17 protein-coding genes are annotated in these 15,892 nt (G+C 70.3%); 5 read left to right on the top strand and 12 right to left on the bottom strand.

The window, feature by feature from the left end; translation table 11 throughout:
* Positions 1-371: 371 nt before the first annotated feature.
* Together P3G67_RS21035 and P3G67_RS21030 are read right to left on the bottom strand one after the other, a co-directional pair.
* Positions 372-1,085, bottom strand: coding sequence for an HAD family hydrolase (locus tag P3G67_RS21035; RefSeq protein WP_276094839.1), 714 nt, complete (start codon positions 1,083-1,085; stop codon positions 372-374).
* Positions 1,063-2,349 (bottom strand): MFS transporter, encoded by a 1,287-nt coding sequence (locus P3G67_RS21030; protein ID WP_276094838.1) that lies wholly within the window; start codon positions 2,347-2,349, stop codon positions 1,063-1,065. The genes P3G67_RS21035 and P3G67_RS21030 overlap by 23 nt, the downstream gene beginning before the upstream one ends.
* A gap of 68 nt (positions 2,350-2,417) precedes the next feature.
* Between P3G67_RS21030 and P3G67_RS21025 the strand changes: the two genes are divergently transcribed.
* Positions 2,418-3,332 carry a carbohydrate kinase family protein gene (locus P3G67_RS21025; RefSeq protein ID WP_276094837.1) on the top strand — a complete coding sequence of 305 codons (915 nt, stop codon included), beginning with the start codon at positions 2,418-2,420 and terminating at the stop codon, positions 3,330-3,332.
* A 6-nt stretch (positions 3,333-3,338) separates the two neighbouring features.
* Here P3G67_RS21025 and P3G67_RS21020 read toward each other — a convergent pair whose 3' ends face one another.
* From P3G67_RS21020 to P3G67_RS20975, 10 genes are all read right to left on the bottom strand, one after another.
* Positions 3,339-3,851, bottom strand: a complete 513-nt coding sequence (locus P3G67_RS21020) for an NUDIX domain-containing protein (protein WP_276094836.1) — start codon at positions 3,849-3,851, stop codon at positions 3,339-3,341.
* A gap of 40 nt (positions 3,852-3,891) precedes the next feature.
* Positions 3,892-5,124, bottom strand: coding sequence for a UbiD family decarboxylase (locus P3G67_RS21015; RefSeq protein WP_276094835.1), 1,233 nt, complete (start codon positions 5,122-5,124; stop codon positions 3,892-3,894).
* The gene (locus P3G67_RS21010; RefSeq protein WP_276094834.1) at positions 5,121-5,645 is read right to left on the bottom strand and encodes a phosphoribosyltransferase; all 525 of its coding nucleotides are present in this window, start codon (positions 5,643-5,645) and stop codon (positions 5,121-5,123) included. Before P3G67_RS21010 ends, P3G67_RS21015 begins: the two co-directional genes overlap by 4 nt.
* 53 nt (positions 5,646-5,698) lie before the next feature.
* Positions 5,699-6,856 carry an IMP dehydrogenase gene (guaB, locus tag P3G67_RS21005; RefSeq protein ID WP_276094833.1) on the bottom strand — a complete coding sequence of 386 codons (1,158 nt, stop codon included), beginning with the start codon at positions 6,854-6,856 and terminating at the stop codon, positions 5,699-5,701.
* Positions 6,857-6,908: 52 nt separating this feature from the next.
* Positions 6,909-7,532, bottom strand: coding sequence for a GTP cyclohydrolase I (gene folE, locus P3G67_RS21000; protein ID WP_276094832.1), 624 nt, complete (start codon positions 7,530-7,532; stop codon positions 6,909-6,911).
* Positions 7,532-8,155 (bottom strand): 7-carboxy-7-deazaguanine synthase QueE, encoded by a 624-nt coding sequence (locus P3G67_RS20995; RefSeq protein ID WP_276094885.1) that lies wholly within the window; start codon positions 8,153-8,155, stop codon positions 7,532-7,534. The genes folE and P3G67_RS20995 overlap by 1 nt, the downstream gene beginning before the upstream one ends.
* Positions 8,156-8,298: 143 nt before the next feature.
* Positions 8,299-8,676: a 6-pyruvoyl trahydropterin synthase family protein gene (locus P3G67_RS20990; protein ID WP_276094831.1), complete on the bottom strand. Its 378-nt coding sequence runs from the start codon at positions 8,674-8,676 to the stop codon at positions 8,299-8,301.
* Between the two features lie 39 nt (positions 8,677-8,715).
* A complete protein-coding gene (locus P3G67_RS20985; protein WP_276094830.1) occupies positions 8,716-9,933 on the bottom strand; it encodes an MFS transporter in 1,218 nt (405 codons plus the stop codon).
* A gap of 91 nt (positions 9,934-10,024) precedes the next feature.
* The gene (locus P3G67_RS20980) at positions 10,025-10,936 is read right to left on the bottom strand and encodes a formyltransferase family protein (protein ID WP_276094829.1); all 912 of its coding nucleotides are present in this window, start codon (positions 10,934-10,936) and stop codon (positions 10,025-10,027) included.
* A gap of 30 nt (positions 10,937-10,966) precedes the next feature.
* Positions 10,967-12,523 carry an FAD/NAD(P)-binding protein gene (locus tag P3G67_RS20975; protein WP_276094828.1) on the bottom strand — a complete coding sequence of 519 codons (1,557 nt, stop codon included), beginning with the start codon at positions 12,521-12,523 and terminating at the stop codon, positions 10,967-10,969.
* Between the two features lie 182 nt (positions 12,524-12,705).
* On the opposite strand from P3G67_RS20975, the gene P3G67_RS20970 reads away from it, so the two are divergent.
* From P3G67_RS20970 to P3G67_RS20955, 4 genes are read left to right on the top strand one after another with little or no spacing between them, the layout of a single operon-like run.
* A complete protein-coding gene (locus P3G67_RS20970) occupies positions 12,706-13,218 on the top strand; it encodes a hypothetical protein (RefSeq protein WP_276094827.1) in 513 nt (170 codons plus the stop codon).
* Between the two features lie 32 nt (positions 13,219-13,250).
* Complete coding sequence (locus tag P3G67_RS20965; RefSeq protein WP_276094826.1) at positions 13,251-13,835, top strand: hypothetical protein; 585 nt, start codon at positions 13,251-13,253, stop codon at positions 13,833-13,835.
* Positions 13,836-13,843: 8 nt separating this feature from the next.
* Positions 13,844-15,067 (top strand): MAB_1171c family putative transporter, encoded by a 1,224-nt coding sequence (locus P3G67_RS20960; RefSeq protein WP_276094825.1) that lies wholly within the window; start codon positions 13,844-13,846, stop codon positions 15,065-15,067.
* Positions 15,057-15,890 (top strand): isocitrate lyase/phosphoenolpyruvate mutase family protein, encoded by an 834-nt coding sequence (locus tag P3G67_RS20955; RefSeq protein ID WP_276094824.1) that lies wholly within the window; start codon positions 15,057-15,059, stop codon positions 15,888-15,890. Before P3G67_RS20960 ends, P3G67_RS20955 begins: the two co-directional genes overlap by 11 nt.
* Positions 15,891-15,892: the final 2 nt, after the last annotated feature.

Genomic DNA, 15,892 nt, shown 5'->3' with positions numbered 1-15,892 from the left:
ATCTGTTCGAAAAAACGTCAAGGAGCGCCGGGCGCTCCGATGAGACGTTGGTAAGCCAAGCATGAGAAGAACATAAGAGAAAACTGAGCGGGCGTCGGGGTCGCGCAACGATGCGCATTTCGAACGGCTTTACCAGCCGCTTGCGGGGGCGTAACCGGCGATTCCGAAACCCCACCCGGTGAACAGCCGGCCGAGCGCGGCCGGTCGCGGGCGTACTCGGGCATTCCACGGGCGTGCTAGAATCTTTGGCCCGGTTGCGCTGCCGCTGCGACGGCAATCACATTCCGCCGCAACGGCCGGCAACCGCAATGGTGCGGCAGGGCGGTCAGGAACTCACCGCGCCCCGCGACGTCCCGGAGCCGCCAGAACGCCTACGCGTTGTTCCACGCGTCGATCAGCTCCGGCAGCTCCTGGAGGGAAACCACCGTCGCGTCCGGTTCCGCCGTGCCGGAGCCGAGTTCCTCCTCGGGGATGACGCTGTGCGGCACCCAGATCGCCGGCATCCCGGCCTCCCGCGCGCCGTAGATGTCCTCGAACAGACGGTCCCCGACGAACGCGCACAGCGCGGGGTCGGTGATGCCCATCGCGGACGTCATGTTCGCGAAGATCCGCGGATGCGGCTTGGTCCACGGCACCTCGCTGGAGTACACGGCGGCGTCGATGAGTTCGAGCACACCGTCCCGTTCGAAGATCTCCCGGTGCCAGTCCGCGGGCCACAGCGTGTTGGACAGTACGCCGATGGTCAACCCGCGCTCCCGCAGCGCCCGCAACACCCGTACCCCCGCCGGGTCGAGAAAGGTGTGCTCCTCCCACGCCAGCCGGTAGGCGTCGAGCACCTCGGGGCCGCTGGCGACTCCAGCCGCCTGGAAGACCTGGTCGAGCGTGGCCGAGACATGCTCCTCGCGGCAACGCGTCAGCAACTCCCGCTCGGCGCACAGCAGCCGGTCCGCGATCGCCGGTGCGTCGTCGCCGTCGATGGCCCGTGCCACCTGGAGCCAGGTGTCGGGTACGTCGATGGTGTGCCAGGGGGTCAGTGTGCCCGCCCAGTCAAAGGCGATGCCTTCAATTCGCTTGCTGTTCCTCATGGTTGCCATCCTCGCCAGAACCGCCGCGCACCGCGTAGCGAATTAGACCGACGCCGCTCGCGCAGCCCACGAGCAGCACCGCGCCCACCGCCCACCAGCCTCCCGCCGCCCCGACCGCCAGCCCGACCAGCGGCGGTCCGGCGAGCGAACCGGCGCTGCCCAGCTGTGCGACCAGCCCGTTGGCGGTGCCGATGTCCGAGGCGGCGTCCACCACCAGCGGCAGGGCCGCGAACACCGCGGCGACCACCAGCTCGTTGCTCACCGCGATCACGGCGGCCCCCACGGCGGCGGTCCCGACACCGCCCACTCCGGCGAACGCCACGAACGCGCCGAGCGGCATCAGCAGGCCCGCGAAGAACACCGTGGCGATGTTCGCGCCCCGGCGCAGCAGCCAACCCGACGCGAACCCGCCCGCCACGCCGACGAACGACACGGCACCCGTCAAGGTCCCCGCCTGGGCCACCGGCAACCCGAGGCGCTCGTGCAGATAGGTGGGGAACATCGCGACGAAGGAGACGATCGCCCCGCTGATCGTCGCGAACCCGAGCGCCAACGCGGTGGGCCGCAGCAACCTGCGCAACCCGCCGCCGGTTCGCCCTTCCGGGCCGGCTCCGGCCACGCCCGATCCCGCGTCGCGCAGCAGCACCGCGCCCGCCACGGCCACGGCGAGGGTGGCGCCCGCCGCGATGGTCAGCCAGGCCCGCCAGCCGTACCACGAGGACAGCGCTCCGCCCGCGAACGAGCCCAGTGCCAGCCCGACCGGCATGAAGGTGCCCCAGACCGCCAGCGCCGTGGTCGTCCGGCGCGCCGAACCGCCGAGGCCCATCAGCAGAACCGGCGCGGCGATGACCACCACGACATATCCCAGGCTCTCCGCCAACCGCGCCGCGATAAGCACCGGAAAACCCTGTGAGCGCGCTCCGAGAACCCCGCAGACCGCCATTCCCAGCAGTCCGCACACCAGCACCCGCCGCGGTTTCAACGGCCGTAGCAGAAAGCTGACCAACAACCCCAGAACCGCTGCCACGGAGGTCACCGACGAGGCCACCAGGCCGATCTGCCCCAGGGAAAGCCGTAGATCCGATCGCAACGCCACGGAAATTGGCGCGATCTTTCCGATGCCTATGGCAGCCATCACCCCGGAGAGGTAGATTGGGGTGAACTTCCGCCAATAGGCTCGCCCGGAGCCGTCCAGCGGTTCCGCATTGTCGCTGTGCTGGACGCCGTCGCCCTGGATGGCCGTACTCTCGCCTTCTCTTCGCACGGTGGCCAATTCCTCCTGATGCGTGGTCCGTTGGAGCGTGCGGTGTGGATTCTGGGGGATTTACCGGCATGGTGACAACGCACCCAGCCATTGTGGTCATCGGTTCTCTGGCCGTTGACCGAAAGTCCTTCGCCAGCGGTACGTACCGCTGCGGCAGCGGTTCCGGCGGCAGCGGAACGGTGTGGGGCAGGGAACGGCACCACGGCGGAGTGGGCCGTAATGCGGCGGTCAATCTGGCCCGGCTCGGCTGCCGGGTCAGCTTTTGCGGACTGACCGGACCCGGTGCCGACGCGGCGGCGCTGGAAGCGGAACTCACCGAACTCGGGGTGTTATTGCTGCTGCGGCGGATCGCCAACGGTGTGGGACGGTTCGAGGTGTTCCTTGGGCCGGGGGGTGCTCTGCTGTCCTCCGGTATTCGGCTGCCCGACCCCGCCGAGACCCGGCACCTGTGCGACCCGGCGCTGGCCGAGCGGATCGCCGGGGCCGACGCGGTGGTGGTGGAGGGCGGACTCGATCCGAGGCTGCTGCGCTGGGTGTCCGGGCAGGCCCGGCGGCACGGGACCACGGTGTGCTGCCTGCCCACCCGGTTGCGGGACCTGGGTGCGCGCAGGGAGTTGCTGCCCGCCTTCGACGTGCTGGTGCTCAACGAGGCGGAGGCGACCGCCATCCTGGGCGCACCGCGCCCTGACGCGACGGAACTCGCCGCCGCGCTGACGGATTTGGGCCCCGGCACCGTGGTGGTCACTCGCGGGGCGCGCGGCGCCGTACTGGCCGGGCCCGAGGTGGTACGGCTGCCCGCCCAGCCGGGGCCGTGCGTCGACGACACCGGTGCCGGGGACGCGCTCGCCTCCGCGTTCATCGCCGCCGCGGTGCGCGGCCAGAACCCCGTCGACGCGCTGCGCGAGGGGCTGCGCGCGGCTCGGGTGACCATCAACTGCCGCAACACAACGTGCCGTTCCCTCTCCCCGGCCGCCGTGCGGTAGCCACGCTCAGCCGCGGTCGGCGGCGCACCGTACGGTGCCGTGCACCCGGTGCGCCGCCATGGTGATGCCGTCCGCCGCGAGCGCCTTGGCGATCACCTTGTCGTCGAAGCCTGCCAGCCCGGCATCGGTGAGGATCTGCAGATCCGTGGAATGCAGCGGTAGTTCACCGATGCGGGCCTGGCGGATACCGCCCACGTTGTGTCCGGTGAAACCGCCGGGCAGTGCGTAGGCCCGATCGGCGAGAAACCCGAACATCAGCAGATGGTAGGAACCCTGCGCCCACCGTCCCGTGAACTCGTACACCGCGAACAGGGAACATGAGTCCACCACGCATCCGGTTTCCTCTGCCGCCTCCCGGCGCGCCGCCGCCTCCGCAGCCTCACCCGGCTCGATTCCCCCACCGGGTAGCAGCCAGTTCCCCGCATACGGCCCCTTGATCTGCCGGACGAAGGTCACCGTGCCCTCCGGTCCCGGCAGTACCAGCAATGCGGCGGGCAGCACTCGGTCAAAACGGTTCATGGCAGCGTGAGTTCCTCACTCGTGGCATGACGGGGACGGATCAGTATTCGACCGGCCGTCCCACCGGAGGGATGACAAGAGCGAGTCCGACGCGCTCTCCCTCCACTTTTCCCTTGCGGTAGTACGGTTCGGTCAGCGTGTCGAAGCCGTATGTCGCCAGTGCCTGGCCGACGTTCGACAGATCGGGGCCGCAGATGATGACTTTCGACCGCACATCGAACTTCATTGCCTCCCGCACCAACTCCCGGCTCGGCTCGTCCGATTCGATCAGCGCCACGAACTCGCCGCGGGCCCTGAGCGAATAGCGTACTGACCGCACCGAGTACCCGTGGCCGGTCAGGTACGCGTACATCAGGTACTCGTTCTGGAAGCTCATCAGCGTGAGCCCGGATTCGCCGCCCGCCACGATCGACGGGAACGGCGCGCCCGGCACCGCGCTGACCCCGGTGACCCTCAGCACCGAACTGCGCCGCGCCTCCGCGTAGTACCCCTTGAACTCGCCGAACGGCCCCTCCACCTCGTCCCGGTCCAGCACCAGACCGCTGATGACATGCGTGGCGTCATCCGGAACCGGCGGTGAACCGCCCACTCCCAGCGGCCGGTCGGCCAGCCGGGAGGCGATCTGGTAGTCGTCCCCGTCGGCGGGCAGCCGCGACGCGGCCACCACCGTGAAGCACGGGTCCGCGCCGAGGAAGACGGAGATCGGCATGGGCTGCCCGGTGGCGTGCCACGCCTGGAGGTTGCGATGGCCGTCGGTGCGCGGATCGAGGAAGATCCGCGCCTCGTCGGAGCCGACCACCTGGATGCGGTAGAAGCCCAGGTTGGCCCCGCTGCCGTCGGGACGGGTGGTCACCCCGACCCCCGCGGTGATGTACGGGCCGGCGTCACCCGGCCGGTGCTGCAGCACCGGCAAGGCGTCCAGCCCGTCCACCTCCTGGCGGCGCACCGCACCCGGCCTTACCGGGTGCGGTGCGGCGGCTAGCCTTGCCGCCATCAGCGGCAGCCGGGCCTGCTCGGTGGTGCCCAGCGCGGCGAGCAGCACCGCCCGCGGATAGGGGTGCCCCAGCACCCGGGTGCCCGGCCGCTCGGTGATCCTGGTGAACACCGTCGTCGGCCGGCTGCCGCGTTCCCGCTCCAACTCGGCGAGGGTACGGGCCACTTCGATCCGGCTGCTGAGCGGCTGGTCGTACACGTACAGCGGTACCGCGTCGTAGCACGCGGGCAGTCCGACCGCGGCCGCGCCGGCCACCGGCACCAGTCGCCCCACCGTCATGACGGCCCCTGGGCGGCGAACGGGCGGCAGTCGGCCGTGTCCTGCCAACCGGCCTCCCAGGGGAAGACGATCCAGTCGTCGATCACCGCCGGGCAGTAGTCGGGCAGGTACTGCGACTGGTGGTTGCGCACCACGGCGGCCAGCCGCACCCCGTCGTCCGCCACTCCGGCGGACCGCAGATGCTCCCGTACCGCCTCCGCGGTGGCCCCGGTGCCGACGATGTCGTCCACGACCAGCACCCTGTCACCGGGACCGACGCGCAGCGGGCCGTCGGTGTCGATGACCGGCCGCTGCTTGGCCGCGTACCGCTCGTCACCCCGGGTCCTGCGCACCCGGATGGTGTGCATCACCGGCACGTCCAGCGCGCAGCACAGATACCCCGCGGCGGTGAGCCCGCCGCGGGCCACCGCGAGCACCGCGTCCGGCCGGAAGTCGTCCGCCCGCACCTGCTCGGCGATCTCGCCGAGCAGCGCGCCGAACGATGCCCAGTCCAGCAGGTACGGCCCCTGCCGGGTCCACATTCCGGAGCCCTCCCCTGGCGCGGCGGGTGCGCCGTCAGTCTGGCCGGGCCGGCTCATTCGCCCACCGCCCGCGCCACATGGTCGATGGCGATCTGCTCGGTACGGCCCTGCGCGTGCGGGCCGTTCTCCGCCCGACCCGCCGCGGTGACCCGGACGAACTCGGCGCGGTCCCGGAACTCCGGTACGGTCCGGGCTCCCGAGTAGCTCATCGCGGACTGCACACCGCCGACGAGCTGCCGAAGCGTGCGACTGAGCGGACCCGAAGCGGCGAAGGTGGCCTCCACGCCCTCCGGCACGTAGTCGTCCACCTCCTCACGGGTCACCGTGCCGCCCTCCGCCCTGCGCAGCGTCAGCTGCATGCCGAGGGAGACGAAGCCGTTGCTGGCCTTGTACCTCTGCCCGTCGCGCTCCACCGCGCTGGCCGCGCTCTCGTCGGCGCCCGCGAGCAGGGTGCCGAGCATGACCGCGTCGGCGCCCGCGGCAAGGGACTTGGCGATGTCACCGGCCTGCCGGATGCCGCCGTCGGCGATGGTCCGCACACCCTGCCGGGCCGCCTCCGCCGCGCAGTCCAGCACCGCGGTCAGCTGCGGCACCCCGGTACCGGCGACCAACCGCGTGGTGCACACCCCGCCGGGGCCGATGCCGACCTTCACCACATCGGCACCGGCGCGGGCCAGATCGCGCACCCCCTGAGCGGTGGCGACGTTCCCCGCCACCAACGGCACCCGGTAGGCGGCGCGCAGTTCGGCCACCGCCTCCATCACCTGGTCGCTGTGCCCGTGCGCCACATCCACCAGCAGCAGATCCACGCCGTGGTCCACCAACCGCGCGGCGCGCTCCCGCCAGTCGCCGGTGACCCCGACCGCGGCGCCCACCAGGAGCCGCCCGTCGGTGTCCACAGTGGCCTGTTCCTTCTCCTCCCCGGTGGCCGGCCGTGCCGCCTTGACCGCGTCAAGCTGTGCCACCTGCTGGTCCACCGTCTGCATCCGGTGCAGGAAGCCGAGGCCACCGGCGAGCGCCATGGCGATGGCCATCCGATCGCCGGTGCACCACTGGGTGTTGGCGGAGATGACCGGTACCCGCAGTGTCACTCCGGGCAGCAGCTCGCTGGACGTGTCGGCTTGCCGCCGACTGCGCAGCGTGGTGCGCTGCGGTACGAGCAGTACGTCGTCGAAGCTCAGACCGGTTCGCAGCGGTTCTGTGATGCGCATCTGTTCCCCTCCTTCGGCTCCGTCCGGTGGACTCGTCGGTCGTGGCGCCCGCTCATCGGGCGGGCCCGTGCAGCGGATCCCCGGTCAGGGTGATCAACTCCGTGCGCAGCGCGGGATCGCGCAGCGCGCCGCGCCACGTCGCGGTGGTCATCGTGGCGGGGGTACGGATGCCGCGCATCGCCATGCACAGATGCTCGCCGCGGCCGACCACGGCCACATCGGGTGAGCCGGCCAGCTTCTCGATGTCGTCGGCGATGTCCTGGGTCAGTCGCTCCTGCGACTGCAGCCGGTGGGCGTGCAGATGCGCGATCCGGGCGAACTTGCTGAGCCCCAGCACCCTTTCGCGCGGTAGGTATCCGATCGTCATCCGGCAGGAGAACGGCAGCAGATGGTGCTCGCACAGTGACCAGACCTGTATTCCGGACACCGCCACCAGTTCACCGCTGACGCTGGACTCGAACAGCGTGTCCACCGTTCCCGGCGCGTACTGGGTGAACTCCCGCCACCAGCGGGCGTATCGGGCGGGAGTCTCGCGTAACCCCTCGCGCTCGGGGTCCTCTCCGATCTCCACCAGCAGCGCACGGGCCAGCGCCTCCAACGGATCGCCGTGCGCCGGGTCGGCCGGGTCCGCGTTGAAGGCCTCTTCCTCCAGCAGGTCTTCGATTCCGTTGCTCATCAAACCCCCCGCTTGCTTCCCCATAGAGTCACGTGCAGCCTTCCCGAGATGTTCCACTTCCGCGCGACGACGGCGTCGGTCAGTTTGCGCAACCCCTCGTTGATCTCCTCGGGGTGCTGTCCGCGTGGCATGATCCAGATGTTGCGCAGTGCGAACCGTTCGACGAGCGCGTCGACCTCGTCCAGGTCGGACACCTCACCGCAGACGAACTTGAAGGCCGTGCCCGGAACTTGGGCCAGCGAGCGCAGCGCGTCGGGCACGACCCGGCGGCGTTCGCTCACCCCCGAGTGCCCGAGCTTCGGCGACACGTTGAACCGCACTCCCGCCGCGACCAGATCGCGGCTCGGAGCCAGGGTGCCGTTGGTCTCGACCTCCACGTCGATGCCGCGCCGCCGCAACTCCCTCACCACCGGCAGCAGCCGCACCTGCTGGCTGAGCGGCTCGCCGCCGGAGACCACCACCATGCCGGTACCGAACGCGAGCAGTCGCGCGGTGACCGTGTCGGTGGCCAGGGTGTGCAGCTCATCGGCCGGGCGGTAGGCGACGCCGGTGTCCGACGTCCCCTTCCAGTCCCAGGTGTAGGGCGTGTCGCACCAGCGACAGGTCAGATTGCAGCCGCCCAGCCGCAGGAAGCAGCACGACCTTCCGGTGGACGGCCCTTCGCCCTGAACGGCCCTAGGTAGGGCCGAAGATCTCGTTCACCACGAGTTGCTCCGGTCCCGCCATAACGCACCACCCCCTTCAGTGATCTCGCTCGACGGCAGTGTCATCGGGCAACGGCAGGCGCCCGGAATTCCGCCCAGGTCTTGGGGGTCTCCGAGACCCGGACCGCGGTGAGTTCCGGGAACTCCGTCGACCATTTCTCGTGGATCCACATGGCGATGTTCTCCGCCGACGGATTGCGCCCGTCCATCACCTCGTTGAGATGCCGGTGGTCCAGCACCTCGTCGACCCACTTCTTGAACGAACCGAGTTCGCCGTAGTCCCTGACGAAGCCGGGACGGGTGAGCTCCTCGGGCCTCGCGGAGAGTTCGAGGACCACGATGTAGTTGTGACCGTGCATCCGTCCGCACGGATGGTCCGGGGCGAGATGGTCCAGCCGGTGGCTCGCGGAGAAGTGGAACTCCTTGCTGATCGATAACATGGTGCACTCCCGTCTGCTGTGGAATGAGGCTCGGAGTGGCTAGTTACGGGCCGCCGTCTTCCGTGCGGCCCCGCGTGACGCCTCCGGTACGGGACGGTTGTCGCGGGTGGTGAACAGGATTGGTGCGGCCAGCAGCAGCGCGGCGACCCCCGCGGTGCCGACGGCGTACCATCCGCCCGCGTCCCACAGTTGGGAACCCAGCAGTGAACCGCTGGCGATTCCCAGGAACCGGAAGGTGAAGTACAGAGTGTTCAGGCGGCTGTGTTTCTCGTCCGCCAGCGTGAAGAGCATGGCCTGGTTCACGACCTGGTTTCCCCAGACCCCTACGTCGAGGAGAATAACGCCAAGTACCAGTAGGGCCAGCCAGTTCTTGCCACCCAGCAGGGCGACCCAGCCGAGCAGCGAAACCGCCAGCAGAATCGTCTGGGTGCGCCTGCCACCGACCCGGTCCGCCATCCTTCCGGCTCGTGGCGAGGCCAGCGCGCTGGCCGCCGCGACCAGCCCGAACAGCCCGGCGATCCCGGGACCGTAACCGTAGGAGTCCTGCAGGACGAAGGCCAGCGTCGTCCAGAACGCACCGAAGGACACGCCCACCAGCGCCCCCGACACGCACACCCGGCGCACCAGCGTCGACTGGGCGAACGTGTGTGGCAGCGACCGCAGCAACTCGCGGTAGCCGAGCGGGGCGCCGCCCGTCACCCCCCTGGGCAGCGTCAGGAAGAGGATCACCTCCAGGGCGATCATCAACCCCACCGAGCACCCGTAGACCCAGCGCCATCCGACCAGATCGGCCAGCGCCCCCGCATAGGCCCGGGAGGCCAGCAGTCCGACCAGCAGTCCGCCCTGGAGGATGCCGACGATCCGCCCCCTGCCCTCGCCCGGGGCGAGGGCGACGGCCAGCGGGATCACGATCTGCGGCACCGGGGTGAGCACGCCCAGCAGCAGGCTGCAGACGGTCAGTACGGCCAGGTTGGGCGCGAGCGCGGTGGCGGCGAGCGCGACGGTGGCCGCCGCCGAAAGGCCAAGGATGAGCTTCCTGCGGTCCCGGGTGTCGCCGAGCGGCACCAGCAGCAGGATGCCCAGCGCGTAGCCGAACTGGGTGGCGGTGGGCACCGCGCCCATGGCTCCGTCGGACACCCCCAGCGATCTCGCCATCTCGGTGAGCACCGGCTGGTTTATGTAGATGTTCGAGGAGGTGATCGCGCAGGCGAGCGCGAGGGTGACCGTCAGGGCACGGCCGAGACCGCTGCCTTTCATGAAGCTCCCGGTACTTGTCGACTGCTGGACGGGCCTTTCCCCGGCGAGTTGCCGCCGGGGCGATGCCTTGTACGGAAAGGGGTTCGGGGAATCAGACCGCTAGGCGGTCCGCGTCGGTCGCGGCGGCGGTGAGAACTTTGCGGATGTCATCGGCGTGCACCCCCTCGGAGCCGCCGAAGGACCGGCTCAGAATGTCGACGACGGCGTCCGCGCGGTACAGCTCTATGCCTTTCTGCCGGGTCTGCCGCAGTTCCTCCGGCGTCAGATGCGTGTAGTAGCGGGCCGCGTTCTCGTTCTGCGGTACGGAGGGCACGGGCATACCGGATTTCACCTGGCTGACCGCCTCATGTACGAGGGCCGCGCCGAGCCGGTGGTGACCCAGCATGTTCTCCAGTACCGAACGGTCGTACAACAGCGGTTGTACCGCGCCGGAGACGATGTCACCCGCGTCCCACGCGGTGTTGATGTGGTGCAGGGTGAATCCGGAGTACTCCTCGTTGTTCGCCATCGCCCTGGCGTAGGTGAGGACCCCTCGATAACCCGGCAGCACACCCGGATGAAGATTCAGCAGGCACGAGGTGTCCGAGGCCGTCGCGAAGTGTCCGATGATCCCCTCGCCGAACTTCTGGTAGCAGCGCACCGAGAACCCCACGGTGATCCCCCGTCGACGCAACTCGGCAACGGTCTCAGCGGAGTTGACGCTCCCCAGCCGGTCCACCCGTACCACGTCCGGATAACGCCGGGCCAGCCCCTCGGGTGAAAGGTATTCGCCCCCGGTGCCGTCCGCGGCGTCGAGGAGAGGATAGAGCACCGAATTGGACAGTTCGTGCTCGACGAAGAACAGTCTGCGGCGGTCCGGTGGGGCTTCGCTGTTGGCCTTCTGGTAGGTGTAGAAGAGGTGGATCCGCACGTCCGCCTCCCGGGAGAGCGAGCGCACGGCCGCGTTGACGACCATGTGGGAGGTGATGTCGCTTCCCACGAAGAAGGCTGTCTCCAGCGCCATCCGTCCGGGACCTTTCTCTGGTACGTGTGATCACAGGTCGCGCAGCAGTGAGGCCGCGGTGGCCGACGCGTTCGCCAGCAGGGTCTCTATCGAGTTGGTGTAGAAGTGCACTCCCCGGGTGAGCGGACCGACGAAGTACAGTGGCGCCCGCGCCACGCCGTCGGCGGCGATCGCCCGGCCGGTGCCGAACTGCACGTCGACACCGCCGTGCCGGTGCGGTCGCAGATGCCCGGCGCGCACCAGGTTGCGCAGCAGCGGATCGTCCAGCTGTGTGATGTCGGGCGACGCTCCGGTGGCGTTGATGACGTACTCGGCGGACAGTTCGCCGTGGCGTTCGTCCGTGCCGCAGCTGACGCGGAAGCCGCCGCGCCCACCATCCGGCGGGGAGACGGAACGGAAGCCGGTGTGCACCTGGAGCCGTCCGTCCGCGGCCAGCCGGTGGATTCTGCGGGCGTTGGGCAGCGGCATGCTGTGCCGGTACATCGCCCACAGCGATGCGTACCGGGCGAGGAAGGTGTCCTTGGCGGTGGTATCGAGCCGGTGCCACAGGTAGGGCGCCAGGTGGCCGGTGGCGTCGAGCGCCGGATACCAGCGGTTGCGCCCCTCGGCGGCCTGCGCGATGTCCGCCGAGAGCGCGTCGGCCAGCGGGAGTTGGGGAGCGGCCAGCAGTCCCGGAACGTTCAGCGGGGTTCCCGTGGCGTGTTCGATCTCGCGCCGGTAGAGGTCGAACACCTCGGCCAGGGCCAGCGGGCGGGCGCCGCCCTTGGCCATCCGGTCGATGGCTTCCCGGGTGACGAAGCGCGACGGCGCCGGGGTGGTAGGGCCGCCCTGCACCTTCGGCAGGGAGCGGACCCGGGAGACGCAGTGCACCCGGCCCCGATGGCCCAGGGCGTCCAGCAGCAGAACGGCGTCCACCGCCGTCAGGCTGGACCCCAGCACGACGACAGGGGCGTGCTCCGGTATTCGCTCGAAGGCGTCGTAGTGCCACGCCGAAGGTAAGTAGCCGAGGTGCCCGGTCAGTTGGGGGAAGCGGTTTCCGGGGATGTCACCGGAGCACAGCACCGCCGCGTCACAGGCGAGGGCGCGGTCTCCGCACTGCAGCAGTGCCTTGCCGTCGCCCGGCAGGCAGTCGGTGACCTCCAACGGCAGGAACTCCACGGCCACCCCGTGCCGTTCGGCCCGGTCCGCGGCGTGGGCCAGCCGCTCCGTGAGGTACCGCCCGTACAAGCGGCGCGGGACGTAGGCGTCCCGCTGGGTTCGCCGGCCGCCGCCCTCGTCCCGGGCGGCCAGCCAGTCGCAGAAGTCGTCGGGGCGGCCGTCGATGACGCTCATCGTAGCGGCGCGCATGTTGAGGATGTGGCAGTCGTACGGGGTGCCGTACGCGGGGCCACTGGTGAACCTGCCGCTCTTGTCGAAGAGTTGGATGCGTAAGCCATCCCTCAGATCCTGGGCCAGAGCCTGCTCGATGAGCTGGACTGCGGTGAGGATGCCGCTGGCTCCGGCGCCGACCACCGCGACCGTTCTGGTCCGCCGATGGCTGTCAGGGATGGCGCCGTCTAACTCGGGTCGTATCCGATCGGAATTCACGCGAGCCGTACTCCCTCCATGACGACGGCATCCGCTATAGCGGATGCCGTCGTCATGGAGCATACGCTGATGATGGGACGGCCTGTCAACGTGGGCTGATGAACTTCCCTGCCCACGGGTAGGATTGACCCACCACAGCGGATGGCGGGACCGGTACTGGGCCTGCGGTGAGGACGGCCCCCATGACCCACGACGAGCCACCGGCGAGATCCGGCGGCACACCGGACAAGGCCGTACGCCCGCTACTGCGCAAGTTCGACCAGCGGCTCAACGAACTGATCGCCGCCCTCTACCCCGACGAACGCAAGCGCCCCGGATACGCCCGGCTCGCCGCCGAGATACGGCGGACCACCGGCGGCGCCATATCCGGTACGTATCTGTGGGAACTGGCCACCGGCAAGAAGCGCAACGTCACGCTCGAACAGCTCGATGTGCTGGCCGAGTTCTTCGGCGTACCACCCGAGTACTTCCTGAACGAGGAAGTGGCCGCCCGCGTCAACTCCCAGCTGAAACTGGCCACCGCGCTGCGCGACGCCCGGGTGCGCAACCTCGCGCTGCGCGCCGACGGGCTGTCCATGGAGAGCCTGGACGCGCTGCTCGCCATGGTGAACGAAGCCCGCAAGCTGCAACGGCTCGCCCCGATCGAAGACACCGGAAACGACGCCGGAAACACGGCCCCGGCCACCGACGTCTGACCGGCCGGACAGCTACGACCGGGAGAGGCGACATGCCGTACACGGGGAAGTCCACCGACCGCACGCCTTTGGAAAGGCACCGGGAGCGCGAGCGCGAACGGGAGTTATGCCGCAGGTGCCGGACCGTACTGGACGGGATCCGGCTGCCCAGGCCGTTCTCCGTGGCGGCGCTGTGCCGCCAACTGTCCGAGCGGCGCGGCCGTCCACTGCATCTGCACATGCTGCCCGCCGAGGTGGCCACGGCCGGTGCCTGCGGGCTGTGGCTGGCCACCGAGACCGACGACCACATCTTCTTCGAGCGCCGCACCACACGCCCGCACCAGGACCACATCATCCTGCACGAGATAGCGCATCTGCTCTTCGACCACCACTCGGCGGGCGCGCGGGACGGCGGAGCGCTGGGCGGCCTGCTGCCCGACCTGGACCTGCGACTGGTACGTCGGCTGCTCGCCCGCACCAGCTACACCACCGACCAGGAGCGGGAGGCCGAGATGCTGGCCAGCCTCATCCGCACCGAGGCCGACCGGCCGGCCGCGCCCGCGGCCAGCGGAGTGCTCGGCGGGCTGGAGGCCGCGCTCGGTGTGGACGGCACCGGCGAGATCCCGGCAGCGGGTTGACTGCGCGCATGTCAGCCGTCCTGACCCGGCTCACCGACGCCGGAACGCTGCTGGAGAACGTCGGCGTGGTTTGCATGGTGGCGGCCGTGCTGCTGCGCGCCCCGGCCGCCCTCCGGTCGCCTCCGCAGCGCGGCATCTGGCTGGCGGTGGCGGCCGCCGCCGCGGCCATGGCGCTCAACCGAGGCATCGTCTGCCGCTTCGTCAACCACGCCTTCGGCCAGCCGCACCTCACCGCGGCGGTGACCAGTCTGTGCGGGGTGCTGTCCTCCGCGGCGGTACTGGACTTCGTCATCGCGACCACCGGCAACCGCCAACGCAGAGCCGGAGGACGCCTCGCCGCCGCGGCGGTGATGGCCGCGATGGTGCTGCTCGACCTCACGGCGCCGTCGAACGCCCAGCACACCGTGGTCGACGTGTCCTCCCCGCAACCCTCACTGGCCTACTGGCTGATCGTCATCGGTGCCCACCTCACCGCCAACGCCGCCTGCGTCCAGGTGTGCTGGCGCTACGGCCGCTACGGGCCCAACCGGGCGTTACGGACCGGACTGGCCCTCTTCGGGCTCGGCACCGCGTTCGCCGGGACGTACTGGCTGCTCTACCTGCTGTACATACCGCTGCGGGCGAACTGGATCCCGGCGCTGCTGCCGCTGCTGATGGGGCTGCACAGCCTGCTGCGCACGGCCGCCCTCACCCTGCCCCTGCTGGCCAACCTCCGGCGCACCGCCGCCGAGTTGCGCACCCTGCACCAACTGTGGCCCCTGTGGCGGGACCTGGTGGACGCGGTGCCGCAGGTGGCGCTGGCCGATCCACGGCCCCGACTGCTGGAGATGCTCCAGCCGCGCGGCGCTTGGAACTACCTGGTCTACCGCAAGGTGATGGAGATCCGCGACGCCATCCTCGTGCTTCGTGACTACGCACCACCGGAGCCCGCCACGTCGCGAACCGCTGATCCGGTGGCCCTGGCCGCGCTGCTGCGGCAGGCCCGTGGCGCGAAGCTCGACGGGTGCCCACCGCGTGCCTCGGCCGGCACCGTCGCCGAGATGGGCGGCCACGACCTGGCCACCGAGACCCGGTTCCTGGTCGAGGTGGCACGCGCCTACGCCGCCACGGCCGCGAATGGCGCAGTTCCCCGGCCGCCGATTGGATCTTCTCCCCGCACCGCCCCCGGCGTACCGTCGCGACTGAACACCACCCCGCACGGACCCGACGACGAGGAGAATCATGGCTGTTGACGCCCGCACCACGGAAAAGGCCCGGCGGTTCCGGGCGTTGGCGCAGGAGTCGGTGCTGGTGCTGCCCAACGCCTGGGATGCCGGAAGCGCCGCGGTGATCGCCGCCGCGGGCGCCCGGGCGATCGCCACCACCAGCGCCGGGATGGCCTGGTCGCTGGGGCGCGGCGACGGCCAGGCGATGAGCCGGGAGCAGATGGCCGAGGCCGCCGCCAGGATCGTGGCGGCTGTCGACCTGCCGGTGACCGTGGACGCCGAGGCGGGCTACGGCCCGACGGAGGAGGACGCCGCCGACACCGCCGCGGCGGTGATCGCGGCCGGTGCCATCGGCCTCAACCTGGAGGACTCCACGGCGGTGCGCGGACCGCTGTTCACCGTGGAGCGGCAGGCCGCCCGCATCCGTGCGGTCCGGGCGGCGGCGGCCGAGGCCGGACTGCCCGAGCTGGTGATCAATGCCCGTACGGATGTGTACCTTTCCCAGGTCGGTGAGGCCGAGGGGCGGCTGGGGGAGACGCTGGACCGGGCGGCCGCCTACGCGGAGGCGGGCGCCGACAGCCTCTTCGTGCCCGCCCTGCTCGACCTGGAGACGCTGGGCAAGCTGGCCGACGCCTCCCCGCTGCCGCTCAACGTGCTGGCCATGCCCGGCGGCCCCGGCGTCGCCGAGCTGACGCGGGCGGGGGTGCGCAGGATCAGCCTTGGCGCGGGGGTGGCCCGGGCCGCGTACTCGGCGGCCCGTGAGGCCGCTCTTGAGCTGCTGAACGAAGGGACGTACCAGGCGGTTGAGGGCGCGGTCGAGTCCTCCTACCTCAACGGTCTGTTCGGGTAGCA

The sequence above is a fragment of the Streptomyces silvisoli genome (genome assembly GCF_029269905.1).
Classification (GTDB): Bacteria; Actinomycetota; Actinomycetes; order Streptomycetales; family Streptomycetaceae; genus Streptantibioticus_A; species Streptantibioticus_A silvisoli_A.
Note: the sequence above shows the minus strand (reverse complement) of the source record. Positions and strands in the feature narration are given on the sequence as shown.

Bases quoted from the DNA above. Each gene is read 5' to 3' on its own strand.
- P3G67_RS20985 (WP_276094830.1), bottom strand. From the start codon at position 9,933: ATGAAAGGCAGCGGTCTCGGCCGTGCCCTGACGGTCACCCTCGCGCTC.
- folE (WP_276094832.1), bottom strand. From the start codon at position 7,532: ATGAGCAACGGAATCGAAGACCTGCTGGAGGAAGAGGCCTTCAACGCG.
- P3G67_RS21025 (WP_276094837.1), top strand. From the start codon at position 2,418: ATGGTGACAACGCACCCAGCCATTGTGGTCATCGGTTCTCTGGCCGTT.
- guaB (WP_276094833.1), bottom strand. From the start codon at position 6,856: ATGCGCATCACAGAACCGCTGCGAACCGGTCTGAGCTTCGACGACGTA.
- P3G67_RS20970 (WP_276094827.1), top strand. From the start codon at position 12,706: ATGACCCACGACGAGCCACCGGCGAGATCCGGCGGCACACCGGACAAG.
- P3G67_RS21035 (WP_276094839.1), bottom strand. From the start codon at position 1,085: ATGAGGAACAGCAAGCGAATTGAAGGCATCGCCTTTGACTGGGCGGGC.
- P3G67_RS21015 (WP_276094835.1), bottom strand. From the start codon at position 5,124: ATGACGGTGGGGCGACTGGTGCCGGTGGCCGGCGCGGCCGCGGTCGGA.
- P3G67_RS20990 (WP_276094831.1), bottom strand. From the start codon at position 8,676: ATGTTATCGATCAGCAAGGAGTTCCACTTCTCCGCGAGCCACCGGCTG.
- P3G67_RS20960 (WP_276094825.1), top strand. From the start codon at position 13,844: ATGTCAGCCGTCCTGACCCGGCTCACCGACGCCGGAACGCTGCTGGAG.
- P3G67_RS20955 (WP_276094824.1), top strand. From the start codon at position 15,057: ATGGCTGTTGACGCCCGCACCACGGAAAAGGCCCGGCGGTTCCGGGCG.
- P3G67_RS21020 (WP_276094836.1), bottom strand. From the start codon at position 3,851: ATGAACCGTTTTGACCGAGTGCTGCCCGCCGCATTGCTGGTACTGCCG.
- P3G67_RS20980 (WP_276094829.1), bottom strand. From the start codon at position 10,936: ATGGCGCTGGAGACAGCCTTCTTCGTGGGAAGCGACATCACCTCCCAC.
- P3G67_RS20965 (WP_276094826.1), top strand. From the start codon at position 13,251: ATGCCGTACACGGGGAAGTCCACCGACCGCACGCCTTTGGAAAGGCAC.
- P3G67_RS21010 (WP_276094834.1), bottom strand. From the start codon at position 5,645: ATGTGGACCCGGCAGGGGCCGTACCTGCTGGACTGGGCATCGTTCGGC.